The 12,387-nt window shown below is 72.0% G+C and carries 10 protein-coding genes; 8 read left to right on the top strand and 2 right to left on the bottom strand.

Annotated features, from left to right (window positions below):
* Positions 1 to 11 precede the first annotated feature (11 nt).
* The 7 genes from iolD to ABD841_RS07560 all read left to right on the top strand — a co-directional run bounded on the left by iolD (position 12) and on the right by ABD841_RS07560 (position 8,772).
* Entirely contained in the window at positions 12 to 1,850 is a 1,839-nt protein-coding gene (gene iolD, locus ABD841_RS07590) for a 3D-(3,5/4)-trihydroxycyclohexane-1,2-dione acylhydrolase (decyclizing) (protein WP_344969226.1), read from the top strand.
* Between the two features lie 157 nt (positions 1,851 to 2,007).
* Entirely contained in the window at positions 2,008 to 3,834 is a 1,827-nt protein-coding gene (locus ABD841_RS07585) for an ABC transporter permease (RefSeq protein WP_344969224.1), read from the top strand.
* Positions 3,835 to 4,932, top strand: coding sequence for an ABC transporter ATP-binding protein (locus tag ABD841_RS07580; protein ID WP_344969221.1), 1,098 nt, complete (start codon positions 3,835 to 3,837; stop codon positions 4,930 to 4,932). It begins immediately after the preceding gene.
* On the top strand, positions 4,929 to 5,693 hold the full coding sequence (locus ABD841_RS07575) for an HAD family hydrolase (RefSeq protein WP_344969219.1): 765 nt from the start codon (positions 4,929 to 4,931) through the stop codon (positions 5,691 to 5,693). Before ABD841_RS07580 ends, ABD841_RS07575 begins: the two co-directional genes overlap by 4 nt.
* Complete coding sequence (locus tag ABD841_RS07570; RefSeq protein WP_344969218.1) at positions 5,684 to 6,487, top strand: inositol monophosphatase family protein; 804 nt, start codon at positions 5,684 to 5,686, stop codon at positions 6,485 to 6,487. The genes ABD841_RS07575 and ABD841_RS07570 overlap by 10 nt, the downstream gene beginning before the upstream one ends.
* Positions 6,484 to 7,296 carry a Cof-type HAD-IIB family hydrolase gene (locus ABD841_RS07565; RefSeq protein ID WP_344969216.1) on the top strand — a complete coding sequence of 271 codons (813 nt, stop codon included), beginning with the start codon at positions 6,484 to 6,486 and terminating at the stop codon, positions 7,294 to 7,296. The genes ABD841_RS07570 and ABD841_RS07565 overlap by 4 nt, the downstream gene beginning before the upstream one ends.
* A 465-nt stretch (positions 7,297 to 7,761) precedes the next feature.
* Positions 7,762 to 8,772, top strand: coding sequence for a LacI family DNA-binding transcriptional regulator (locus ABD841_RS07560; RefSeq protein WP_344969214.1), 1,011 nt, complete (start codon positions 7,762 to 7,764; stop codon positions 8,770 to 8,772).
* Positions 8,773 to 9,003: 231 nt separating this feature from the next.
* Here ABD841_RS07560 and ABD841_RS07555 read toward each other — a convergent pair whose 3' ends face one another.
* Both ABD841_RS07555 and ABD841_RS07550 read right to left on the bottom strand, forming a co-directional pair.
* A complete protein-coding gene (locus tag ABD841_RS07555) occupies positions 9,004 to 9,681 on the bottom strand; it encodes an SDR family oxidoreductase (protein WP_344969212.1) in 678 nt (225 codons plus the stop codon).
* Positions 9,682 to 9,691: 10 nt separating this feature from the next.
* Entirely contained in the window at positions 9,692 to 11,407 is a 1,716-nt protein-coding gene (locus tag ABD841_RS07550; RefSeq protein ID WP_344969210.1) for an IlvD/Edd family dehydratase, read from the bottom strand.
* A 209-nt stretch (positions 11,408 to 11,616) separates the two neighbouring features.
* On the opposite strand from ABD841_RS07550, the gene ABD841_RS07545 reads away from it, so the two are divergent.
* On the top strand, positions 11,617 to 12,387 hold the full coding sequence (locus tag ABD841_RS07545) for an IclR family transcriptional regulator (RefSeq protein WP_344969209.1): 771 nt from the start codon (positions 11,617 to 11,619) through the stop codon (positions 12,385 to 12,387).

The following is a 12,387-nucleotide window of genomic DNA, read 5'->3' as shown; positions in this document are numbered from 1 at the left end:
GGAGGAACCGGATGAGACTCACCACGTCCCAGGCGCTGGTGCGCTTCCTGTCCAACCAGTGGACGGAACGCGACGGCGTCGAGCAGCGCCTGGTCGAAGGCTGCTTCGGCATCTTCGGCCACGGCAACGTCGCAGGTGTCGGCCAGGCGCTGGCCGAGCAGGGGGCGGGCCTCCACGACGAGCTGCCGTACTACCTGGCGCGCAACGAGCAGGCCATGGTCCACACGGCCGTCGCCTACGCCCGCACCCGCAACCGGCTCTCGACGTTCGCCTGCACGACCTCGATCGGTCCCGGCGCGACGAACCTCGTCACCGGCGCCGCGCTCGCGACGATCAACCGGCTCCCGGTCCTGCTGCTGCCCGGCGACATCTTCGCCACCCGGGTCGCCAACCCGGTGCTGCAGGAGCTGGAGGACCCGCGCTCGCTCGACGTCTCCGTCAACGACTGCCTGCGCCCGGTGTCACGCTACTTCGACCGGATCAACCGGCCCGAGCAGCTGCCCTCCGCGCTGCTGGCCGCGATGCGGGTGCTCACCGACCCGGCCGAGACCGGTGCCGTCACCCTCGCCCTCCCGCAGGACGTGCAGGCCGAGGCGCACGACTGGCCGGAGGAGCTGTTCGGGCGCCGCGTCTGGCACGTGGCCAGGCCGGTGCCGGAACCCGCCGCGTTGGAGCGTGCCGTGCGGCTGCTGCGCGAGTCACGCCGGCCGCTGATCGTGGCCGGTGGCGGCGTCAAGTACAGCGACGCCTGCGCGGAGCTGCTGCGCTTCGCCGAACGGCACGGCATCCCGGTGGCCGAGACGCAGGCGGGCAAGGGGGCGGTGCCGTACGACCACCCGTGCGCCGTCGGCGCGGTCGGCCACACCGGCACGGCGGCGGCCGACACGCTGGCCCGCGACGCCGACCTGGTCATCGGCGTCGGCACCCGCTACAGCGACTTCACCACCGCCTCGCGCACACTGTTCGGCCGGGCTCGGTTCCTCAACGTCAACGTGGCCGCCTTCGACGCCGCCAAGCACGCCGGGTTGACGCTGGTCGCCGACGCCAGGGAGGCGCTGCGCGCCCTGGACCCCGGCGACTGGCGGGCGGAACCGGATTGGAGCGCGCTGGCCGTACGGCTGACAGCCGGCTGGCAGCGCGAGGCGGACCGGGCCCGCACCGGCCGGGACCTGACCCAGCCGGTGCTGCTCGGCCTGGTCAACGAGGCCGCGCACGGCGGGGTGGTGGTCAACGCGGCCGGGTCCATGCCCGGTGACCTGCACAGGCTGTGGCGTGCTTCCGACCCCGGTCAGTACCACGTCGAGTACGGCTACTCGTGCATGGGCTACGAGATCGCCGGCGGCCTGGGCGTGAAGCTGGCGGCGCCGGAGCGCGAGGTGTTCGTGCTGGTCGGTGACGGCTCCTACCTGATGATGGCCCAGGAGATCGCCACCGCCGTGCAGGAAGGTGTCAAGCTCGTCGTCGTCCTGGTCGACAACGGCGGCTTCGCCTCGATCGGCGCGCTGTCGGAGTCCGTGGGCGCGCTCCGGCTCGGCACGGCCTACCGCATGCGCGGCGGCACCGGCCTGCTGGACGGCGACCCGCTGCCGACGGACCTGGCCGGCAACGCCGCCAGCCTCGGCGCCGACGTGCTGGGCGCCGACGACCCCGAGTCCTTCGCCCAGGCGTTGGAGAAGGCGAAAGAGGCGTCGAGGACCACCGTGGTGTACGCGCGGACCGTACCGGGTGGCGGGCCGCAGGCCCAGGCCTGGTGGGACGTGCCCGTGGCCGAGGTGTCGCGGCTGGACGAGGTCAGGCGGGCACGGGCGCGTTACGACGCGGCCAAGCGTGACCAGCGGCCGTTCCTGTGATGGCGTGGGCGCTCGCCTTCGCCGGGCCGCCGACCTCGGACACACTACGGCGCCGCGAGCTGCTGTCCCGCCTCGACGCCGTCGGCCGGCGGCTGGGCGAGGCGGCCGACGCGCCGGCCGACACGATGCTCAGACGAAGCCACCGAAGGAAGTGTTCATGACTCTTCTCACCAAGCCGGAGGCGCCCCCGCCTCCCGGCGTCAGGCGCAGGCTGGTGTACCGGCTGCGCGTGCTGCGCCACGACCCAACCGCCGCGCTCGGGCTGATCCTCGTGATCGTGCTGGCGTACCTGGTCGTCGCGCCGCTCGTCGCGGTGCTGTCGGACGCCTTCCGCCTGCAGTACGGCGACGAGGCGCACGCCGGGCAGCAGCCGGGCGAGTGGACCGGCTACTACCTGTGGCGGGTGTTCCGCTCCCGGGTCAGCAGCCTGCTGTTCTGGGAGCCGCTGCTCAACACCCTGGTGATCTCGCTCGGCACCGTGCTGTTCGCGCTGGTCGTGGGTGGCGGCACGGCCTGGCTGGTGACCAGGACCAACACGCCGGGACGCAAGTGGCTGGCCGGCGCGCTGGTCGTCCCCTACATGCTGCCGTCGTGGACCTTCTCCCTGGCCTGGCTGACCCTGTTCAAGAACGAGCGCGCCGGCGGGCAGCTGGGAGTCCTGCAGGCCCAGGGCATCCGGACCCCCGACTGGCTGGCGTACGGGCCGCTGCCGATCATCATCTGCCTCGGCCTGCACTACTACCCGTTCGTCCTGCTCCTGGTCGGGAACGCGCTGCGTCGCATCGACGCGCAACTGGAGGACTCGGCGCGGATCCTCGGCGCGCCGCAGCGGGTGGTGCTCCGGCGGATCGTGGTGCCGCTGATGCTGCCGGCGCTGTCGTCGGCGGTGCTGCTGGTCGTGGGGCGCGTGCTCGGCACCTTCGGCACGCCGTACGTGCTGGGGCTCCCGGCCGACTACCGGGTCCTCTCCACCGGGCTGTTCCAGTCGATCCGGGACCGCAGCACCGGCGTGGCCTCCGTCCTGGCCACCGTCATCGTGATCATCGGGGTGCTGATTGTCTTCACCGACGCGAGGTTGCTGCGCGAGCACCGCCGCTTCGTCACCGTGGGCGGCAAGGGCGCCATGGATCGGCTGGGCGACCTGCGCCGGTGGCGCTGGCCCGCCTTCGCGCTCGGCCTGGCGGTCTTCGCGGTGAGCGTCCTCGTCCCGGTGGTCACGCTGTTGCTGTCCTCGCTCACCCGCACCCCCATGGACCTGTCCACACTCACCCTGAGCTACTGGTTCGCCGAGAAGCTGCCCGGCGCCGTCGGGTTCCCGCACGGCGTGTTTCGCGGCTCCGAGCTGTGGGAGGCGGCCTGGAACTCGCTGCGCATCGTCGGCCTGGCCTCGCTGATCTGCGCGGTCGCCGGCCTGCTGATCGGCTACGTCGTGGTCCGCGGGACGGCGCCGCGCATCGCCGGGTTCCTCCGCCAGGTCTCCTTCCTGCCCTACCTCATCCCCGGCATCGCGTTCGCCGCGGCCTCGCTGTCGCTGTTCGCCGTCGCCCGGGGCCCCATCCCCGCGCTGTACGGCACCACGTTCCTGCTCATCCTGGTGATGGCCGTGACCCACCTGCCCTACAGCTCGCGCTCGGGCATCGCGGCGATGACACAGCTCGGCCGCGAACCGGAGGAGGCCGCCCAGATCGCCGGCGCCTCCTGGTGGCGGCGCATGCGGCGGATCGTCTTCCCCATCCAGAAGGGCGCCCTCGTCACCGGCATCGTGCTGCCGTTCGTCTCCGGGCTCAAAGAGCTCAGCATCGTCATCATGCTGACCACCACCGGCACCGAGCTGCTCACCACCTTGTCGATCGGCCTGGTCGACTACGGCTACACCCAACTCGCCAACGCGGTCGTCCTCGTGATCGCCCTGGTCTCCTTCACCATGACCTACCTGACGCAGCGCCTGACCAGGAGCAGCCTCGCGTCCGGCCTGGGAGGATAGATGCCCACCATCACCCTGAGCGGACTCGCCAAGAGCTACGGCGGCGGCGACTACGCCGTCAGAAACCTCGACCTGACCGTGCCCGACGGCGCGTTCATGTGCCTGCTCGGCCCCTCCGGCTGCGGCAAGACCACCACCCTGCGTATGATCGCCGGCCTGGAGCAGCCGACCGCCGGCACCATCACGGTCGGCGACCGGGTGCTCGACTCCGTCGAGCGCGGCCGGTACGTCCCGCCCGAGAAGCGGGAGATGGGCCTGGTCTTCCAGAACTACGCGCTCTGGCCGCACCTGTCGGTGCGCGAGAACGTCGAGTTCGGCCTGCGCATGCGCAAGGTGCCCGCGGCGCGGCGCCGGGCACGGGCCGAGGAGGCGTTGCAGATGGTCCACGTCGACGGCGCCATGGACCGGTACCCTTCCCAGCTCTCCGGCGGCCAGCAGCAGCGCGTCGCGCTGGCCCGCATGCTCGCCGTGGACCCCGCGGTGCTCCTGCTCGACGAACCGCTGTCCAACCTCGACGCCCGGCTCCGGCTGGAGATGCGCGCCGAGCTCAAACGCATCCACGAGGAGTCCGGCGCCACGATCGTCTTCGTCACCCACGACCAGCTGGAGGCACTGACGATGGCCACCCACGTGGCGGTCATGGACGAGGGCGAGCTGCAGCAACTGGCGCCCCCGATGGAGATGTACGCCAGACCCGCCAACCGGTTCGTCGCCGAGTTCGTCGGCAGCCCGCCGATGGCCATCGTCGACGTCGGCCCCTCCCCCGCGGGCCTGGCCGGCTCGCTGCTGCGCTTCGTCAAGGGCCGCGTCGTCACCTGCGCGCCGTCCGCCATCGGCATCCGCCCCGAGGCCCTGCGCCTGGGGGCGCCGCCCGTCTCCGCCTGGTCGGAGCCGGCCCAGGTCGAGGCCGTGCTGCCGGCCGGCTCCACGTGGACGGTACGGTTGCGCGTCCTGGACACCGAGCTCTACGCCGTCTCCTACACCCCGGTCGACGCCGTCCCCGGCGACACGGTGACCTGCTGGACCGAGCAGCTGCACCTGTTCGACGCGGACGGCAGCAGGATGGCGGCCTGGGACGCCGCGGGAGCCTACGCATGATCTCACCCAAGGCCCTGCTGCTCGACTTCGGCGGCGTGCTCGTCGAGACCGCCAGGCGCCCGTCGTGGGCGGCGGAGCTGGCCGCCGAACTGCACGCCATGCTGGAGCGCGCGGGATTCCGCGGCCTGACGGCCGAAGAGATCGAGACCGACATCCGCGCAGGCGCGCGTGCCGACTCGTGCTGGAAGGACTCCACGTCGCGGCAGTTCGCCCCCGAGGAGATGACGCACCGCCGGTTCTGGGCGGAGTTCGTCGCGACCGACTGGCCCGAGCAGGCCCGCGCCCTGGTGACCGCCGAGGCGACGCCGCTGTGCCGGCGGATGGGCGAGCTGCGCAGCGAGCGCACCACCCGAGACGGGGTGAAGGAGCTCCTGTCCGCCTGCCGGGATCACGGCGTGATCCCCGCGGTGGTCAGCAACGCGCTGTGCGGCGCCGTCCACCGCGACTTCATGGCGCGTGACGCGCTGGACCACCAGGTGGCGGTGCAGGTGTACAGCGACGAGGTCGGCGTGCGCAAGCCGAACCCCGAGATGATCTGGATCGCCTGCCGTGCGCTCGGGGTGGCGGCGTCGCAGGTCTGGTACGTCGGCGACAACCACGACCGCGACGTCGTCTGCGGCGAGCGCGCCGGTGCCGGTGCCACCGTCCTCATGGTCTCGCACAGCACCGAGAAGATCCCCTACCGCGTGCGCCAGCGCCCGCACGCGACCGTCGACGACCCGTACGGCCTGCTGAGGCTGCTGGAGGAGACATGGACGTGAACACCTCACGCGAGCTGGCCGTCATCGCGGCCGAAGCGGCCAGGGCGGTCGGCGATCGGCTGCGCGCCGCCTTCCGGTCCAGGCCGGAGGTGCGGACCAAGCGCGACTTCCACGACCCGGTGACCGAGCACGACAAGGCCGCCGAGGAGGAGATCCGCGAGGTTCTGGCCCGCCGGTGCCCGGACAGCGTCGTCGTGGGCGAGGAAGGCGGCACCCGCGGCGCCGGGGCCGTCAGCTGGTACGTCGACCCCATCGACGGCACCGCCAACTTCGCGGCCGGCCTGCCGTTCTTCTGCACCTCCGTCGCGGCGGCCGTGGACGGCGAAGTGGTGGCGGGCGTCGTCTACGACCCCGTGCGCGACGACGAGTTCACCGCCTGGCTCGGCGGCGCCGCCTGCGCCGGCGAGCCGATCCGGAGCGTCGGAGCCCGCACCGACCGGGAGGCCATGCTGCTGTCCAGCTACCCCACCCCGCGCGACCTGGCCGCCGAGGGCGAGGAGGCGCTGCACCGCTTCGCCCGCCTCGTCGGTGCCTTCGCCAGCACCCGCCGCCCGGGCAGCGCGGCGCTCAAGCTCGCGCACGTCGCCGCGGGCTGGTCCGACGTGGCGTACGGCACGCACGTCAACGCCTGGGACGTGGCGGCGGGATCCCTCCTGGTCAAGCAGGCGGGCGGGGTCTACATCCCGCTGTCGGGCAGCGTCTTCACCCCCGGCGGCTACCTGGCCTGCGTGGGCGGCTTCGACCTGGCCGGCTCGGTGCTCGCCGAGATCGCCGGAGCGGGGAGGATCGCGTGATCCGCTGGATCGTCACCGACCTCGACGGCACACTCGTCGGCCGCGACCTGGCGATGGTGCCGGCCAGCCGCGAGGCGCTGCGCCGCTTCCGCGCCGCCGGTGGCGAGGTCGTCATCGCGACCGGCCGGATGGAGGCCTCCGCCCGCCGCTACTACGACGAGCTGGAGCTGGACGGCGCCGCCATCCTCTACAACGGCGCGCGGACCGTGGACCTGGCCGGTGACACCGTGGTCCGCTCCCGCAGCCTGCCGTCCGCCGCGTGGAAGGCGCTGCTCGACGTCTTCGAGGAGCTTCCCGAGGGCGTCTACCCGGTGGCGTTCTCCGGTGGTACGGCGTTCGCCGTCGACGACGTGCCGGAGCTGCGGGACTACGCGCGGCGCGACGGCATCGTGCTGCGCGACCCGGGCGCTTGGCGCGAGCTGCCCGCCGAGGATGTCACCAAGTGCATGCTGATCGGCGATCCGCTCCCTCACGTGCGCATCGCCGGGACCGCCACGGTGAAGTCCGAGGCGACCTACCTGGAGGTGCTGCCCGAGGGCACGAGCAAGGGTGTCGCGCTGCGGGAGCTGGCGGAGCTGAGGGGCGTGCCGCTGGCCGAGGTGGCGGCCGTCGGCGACAACCCCAACGACATCGACATGATCGTGGCGACCGGGCTGGGTGTGGCGGTGGGCGACGGCCATCCCGAGGTGAGATCGGCGGCCGACGTCGTGGTGGGCGCGTGCGCGGACGGTGCGGTCGCGGACGTGGTGGAGCTGGCCTTCCGTGCCAACGGCTGGGCACGAGAGGAGCATCGACCATGGACGGGGTGACTCACTGGCCCGGCGCCGTCAGACAACGGATCATGCCGCTGAAACGGGCCGAACATCCACGCGGTTCACGTTCCCCTCGGTCGGACGTATTCCGGTCGCACCCCGTTGCGGGTGACCTCTGCCGCGTCGGGGATGCCACTGCGCGCGCCTTGCTTCCCTGGGTCTTCACCTCATCGGTGCGGCGTGAAGCCCATGGATTGATACAGGCGTCCAGCTCCAGTGGCTGCTCGATCCGGACGAAGTCGATCTCCAGGAAACCGTCCGCGGTTTCGTCTCCGACCTCTTGACGCCTCCGGAACCGAGGTAAGCCTGTCACCGCAGACTTCAGGGGCACGGTAACACGGTGGCCGTCGGTTGCCGGAGACCGGCACTCCACCGCCCGGCACGACGCCACGGTCCGCCACGAAGATTCACATCGACCTGCGGCGCTGCGCCTCCGACTACACTGATACGATTCAGTGCGGGGTGGGCGAGACGAGGGAGATCTCGATGGCCAGAGCACGGCGTGTCACGTCCATCGACGTGGCCAGGGAGGCCGGCGTCTCGCAGACCACCGTCAGCTACGTGCTCAACAACGTGCCGCACCAGAAGATCTCCGAGGAGACCCGGCAGCGTATCTACGCGGCCGTGGACAAGCTCGGCTACACCCCCTCGGCCGCGGCCCGGACCCTACGGCTGGGCCGCAGCGACATCGTGCTGCTGCTCATCGCGGACCTGCCGCTGGGCTCCACGGCCATCGAGCTGATCGAACACCTCACCGCCGACCTGGAACGGCACGGCCTCAGCGTCATCACGCGCATCGAGAGCGGACGCACCGTCGCCTCGCTGTGGAAGGACCTGGCGCCGGCCGCCGTGATCTCCTTCGCCCCCGTCGCCAAGGAGCACCGCGCGGACATGCGCGCCGACGGCACCTACGTGGTCAACGTCTGGGGCGACAGCGAGGGCGAGCCGAACGTGATGACCCGCGGGCAGTTCCGCATCGGGCGAATGCAGATCGATCATCTGGCCTCGCAGGGGCATGTCCGGGTGGGCTACGCCGCTCCGGTCGACCCCCGTGTGCGCGCCTTCTTCGATCCGCGGCTGGAAGGCGTCCGGCGGGGCTGCGCCGAGCACGGCCTGACGCCGCCGTCGGTGCGGGAGGTCGTGCTGGACGCCGAGGCCGCGGCCGCGGCGGCGCGGGCCTGGCGGGCGGAGGGCGTCACCGGCGTGTGCGCCTTCAACGACGAGGTCGCCATCGCCCTGCTGGCCGGCATGCGGGCCGCCGGCCTGTCGGCCCCCGCCGACCTGGCCGTCATCGGCGTGGACGACATGCCCATGGCCCGGTTCGCCGAACCGCCGCTGACCACGATCAACCAGCACATGGACGCCGTCGCCGCCGAACTGGCCGACGCGGTGCTGGGCGGCCTGGAAAGACCGGACGCTCGTCGCCCCGGACCACCGGAGAGCGCCACCCTGGTGATCCGCCGCTCGGCCTGAGCTGTCGGTCGAAGCCCTCGACGCGCCGTTCGTCGTGCCGGTCCAGGCAGGCATGTCGCCGCGGGAAGCGAATCGGCGGCCGGATGTGACAGGCGTGGGAGGCGTTCGGGGCGAGGAGGAGGCCTGTGCGCCTCGGGTGGTTTCAGCGCCCTCGGCGGCGGGGGCGTTTGTCGCCCCGCCGGCGTCGTCAGACGCGCGATTCCCGTCGGCGTTCAGCCGGCGGGCCGTCATTCAGTAGGTGGCGCGGCCGCCGCTGATGTCGTAGACGGCGCCGGTGGAGAAGCTGACCTTGTCGGAGGCGAGCCAGGCGATCAGCTCGGCCACCTCCTCGGGCTTCCCCGCACGGCGCATGGGGATGAGGCTGGTGATGTGGGCCAGGGCCTCGGGGCTGGTGCCGGCGTTCATCGGGGTTTCGATCACGGCCGGGGCGATGGCGTTGACCAGCACGCCGCTGGTGGCCAGCTCCTTGCCGAGCGACTTGGTGAGCGCGATGACGGCGGCCTTGGAGGCCGAGTACGGCGCCATGGTGGGGTTGCCGTCCTTGCCGGCCATGCTGGCGAGGTTGACGATGCGGCCCCAGCCGCGCTCGCGCATGCCCGGCACGAAGGCGCGGCAGGTGTGGAAGGTGCCGTTGACGTTCACCTCGAACGTGCGCCGCCAGCCGTCCGGCGGGATCTCCCACAGCGGGGCGTTGGGGCCGACGATCCCGGCGGAGTTGACGAGGATGTCGACCGGGCCGATCTCGTCGGCGGCGGCCTGGACGGCGGCCGGGTCGGTGACGTCCACGACCAGGTCGGCGCCGTCGGCGACGTCGAGGGTGATCACCTTGACGCCGTCGGTTTCCAGGCGGACGGCGGCGGCCTTGCCCAGGCCGCTGACGCCGCCGGTGATGAGGGCGGTGCGGGTCATGGAGGTCCTTTCAGTGGGATTCGCGCGGCACGCGGTCGCCGCTGGAACCGACGAGGAAGTCCAGGTCGGCGCCGGTGTTGGCCTGCTGGACGGTCTCGACGTAGAGGCGTTGCCAGCCGCGGGCCGGGCGGGCGAACGCGGCGGTCATCTCCGGGGACGGCTGTCGGGCGGTGAGTTCGTCGGCGGGGATGTCGATGTCGAGGCGGCGGTTCCCGACGTCGAGGATGATCAGGTCGCCGGTGCGGACGAGGGCGAGGGGGCCGCCGGCGGCGGCCTCGGGCGCCACGTGCAGGACGACGGTGCCGTACGCGGTGCCGCTCATCCGGCCGTCGCAGATGCGCACCATGTCCCGTACCCCTTCGGCGAGCAGCTTGGCCGGCAGCGGCATGTTCGACACCTCGGGCATGCCGGGGTAGCCCTTGGGGCCGCAGCCGCGCAGGATCAGCACCGAGTCCGCGGTCACGTCCAGGTCGGGGTCGTCGAGGCGGGCGTGCAGGTCCTCGACGGAGTCGAACACGACGGCGGGCCCGCGGTGCTTGAGCAGGTGCGGCGAGGCGGCGGCGGGCTTGATGACGGCGCCGTCCGGGGCGAGGTTGCCGTACAGGACCGCGATCCCCGCGTCCGCCTGGAGCGGCTTCTCACGGGGCCGGATGACCTCGCGGTCGTGGACCTTCGCGTCGGCGAGGTGGTCGAGAAGGGGGCGGCCGGTGACGGTGATCGCCCGCGGGTCGAGCAGGTCGCGGATCTCGTTCAGCACGGCGTGCAGGCCGCCGGCCCGGTACAGGTCGTCCATCAGGTGGCGGCCGGCGGGTTGCAGATCCACGAGCAGGGGCACGCCGGAGCCGGTGCGGTCGAAGTCGTCCTGGGTCAGTTCGACGCCGAGGCGGCCGGCGATGGCGAGCAGGTGGACGACCGCGTTGGTGGAGCCGCCGAGCGCGGCCAGGGCGACGATGGCGTTGAGGAACGAGCCGCGCGTCAGGACGGTCGAGGGGCGGCGTTCGGCGGCGACCATCTCCATGATGAGCCGGCCGGTCTCGTGGGCGCCTTCGAGCAGGCGGCTGTCGGGGGCGGGGGTGCCGGCCAGCCCGGGCAGGGTCATGCCGAGGACCTCGGCCAGCAGGCCCATGGTGGAGGCGGTGCCCATCGTGTTGCAGTGCCCCTTGCTGCGGATCATTGACGACTCCGAACGCAGGAACTCCGCTGCGCCGAGCGTCCCGGCGCGGACCTCCTCGCTGAGCTTCCACACGTCGGTGCCGCAGCCCAGCGGCACGCCGCGGAAGGTCCCGGTGAGCATCGGCCCGCCGGGCACCACGACCGCGGGCAGGTCGACGGAGGCGGCGGCCATGAGCAGCGCGGGGATGGTCTTGTCGCAGCCGCCCAGCAGCACCACGCCGTCGATCGGGTTGGCGCGCAGCATCTCCTCGACGGCCATCGCCGCCAGGTTGCGCCACAGCATCGCGGTGGGGCGGACCTGGGTCTCGCCGAGGGAGACGACCGGCAGGTTCAGCGGCACGCCGCCCGCCTCCCACACGCCGTGCTTGACGTGCTCGGCGACCTCGTCCAGGTGCATGTTGCACGGGGTGAGGTCGGAGGCGGTGTTGGCGATCGCGATGTGCGGGCGGCCGTCGAAGGCATGGGGCGGCAGCCCGCGCCGCATCCACGCGCGATGGATGTAGGCGTTGCGATCGGCACCGCCGTACCACTGAGCGCTCCGGTTCGGCGCCATGAGGACAACCACACTTTCCGATCACCAGGCGGGATCCAGGAGCTCCCGCCACCTGACTGCCGTGCGCCGCGACCCGAGGTCGACGGACACCTGGACATATACGTATAAGCAGTGGAGCTCGCTGCGACATTAGCCGACATACGCCGCCGGGGGAAGTCCTCCACAGCGAAAACTTCCGTTTAGCGGAACGATGGTCTAATCTCCGGAACGTGACCGAGGCGATGAACGAGCAGAGACTCGTAGGCTCCGATCGGGTACTCGCGGTGCTCGCCGAGCTGGCCCGGCATCCCGACGGGATCGGGCTGGAGGAGATGGCACGGACGGTGGCGAGTCCCAAGGCGACGGTGCATCGTGCGCTCGCTGCGCTGCGCCGGGCCGGATTCGCCGACCAGAACGGACACGGTCGCTACGTTCTCGGGGACGAGTTCCTGCGCATGGCCTTCGCCCACCACGAGGCCCGCCCCGACCACGTCCGCGTGACTCCGGTGCTCAAGGCGCTGTGCGACCGGTACGGCGAGACGGTGCACTACGCGGTTCTGGACGGGCCCTCGGTCGTCTACCGCTCCAAGCTCGACCCACCGTCGGGGGCGGTACGGCTGACCTCGGTCGTGGGAGGCCGCAACCCGGCGCACTGCACGGCCGTCGGAAAGGTGCTGCTGGCCCACGCGCTGAGGGACGAGGACGCGGTCCACGCCTGGGTGGGCGGGCGGACGCTGGAACGGCCGACCGAGCGCTCCGCCGGCACGGCAGAGGAGCTGCACGCCGAGCTCGTACGCATCCGCGAGCAGGGCTACGCCGTCGACGACCAGGAGAACGAGCCGGGCGTCAACTGCGTCGCGGTGGCGGCCTACCTGACCTCACCCACCGTGCCGAGCGGCGCGATCAGCGTCAGCGGCCTGGCCTACCGCACCCCGCTCGACAGACTCGTCGCCGACCTGCCCGCCATCCGCGCCATCGTCTCCGGAGAGGATCCTTCGTGA

This window comes from Streptosporangium fragile, assembly GCF_039534445.1.
GTDB classification, from domain to species: domain Bacteria; phylum Actinomycetota; class Actinomycetes; order Streptosporangiales; family Streptosporangiaceae; genus Streptosporangium; species Streptosporangium fragile.
This window is presented reverse-complemented; position numbering and strand designations above follow the sequence as displayed.

Excerpts from the sequence above, each read along its gene's own strand:
- ABD841_RS07570 (WP_344969218.1), top strand. The coding sequence starts at position 5,684 with ATGGACGTGAACACCTCACGCGAGCTGGCCGTCATCGCGGCCGAAGCG.
- ABD841_RS07585 (WP_344969224.1), top strand. The coding sequence starts at position 2,008 with ATGACTCTTCTCACCAAGCCGGAGGCGCCCCCGCCTCCCGGCGTCAGG.
- ABD841_RS07580 (WP_344969221.1), top strand. The coding sequence starts at position 3,835 with ATGCCCACCATCACCCTGAGCGGACTCGCCAAGAGCTACGGCGGCGGC.
- ABD841_RS07555 (WP_344969212.1), bottom strand. The coding sequence starts at position 9,681 with ATGACCCGCACCGCCCTCATCACCGGCGGCGTCAGCGGCCTGGGCAAG.
- ABD841_RS07550 (WP_344969210.1), bottom strand. The coding sequence starts at position 11,407 with ATGGCGCCGAACCGGAGCGCTCAGTGGTACGGCGGTGCCGATCGCAAC.
- iolD (WP_344969226.1), top strand. The coding sequence starts at position 12 with ATGAGACTCACCACGTCCCAGGCGCTGGTGCGCTTCCTGTCCAACCAG.
- ABD841_RS07575 (WP_344969219.1), top strand. The coding sequence starts at position 4,929 with ATGATCTCACCCAAGGCCCTGCTGCTCGACTTCGGCGGCGTGCTCGTC.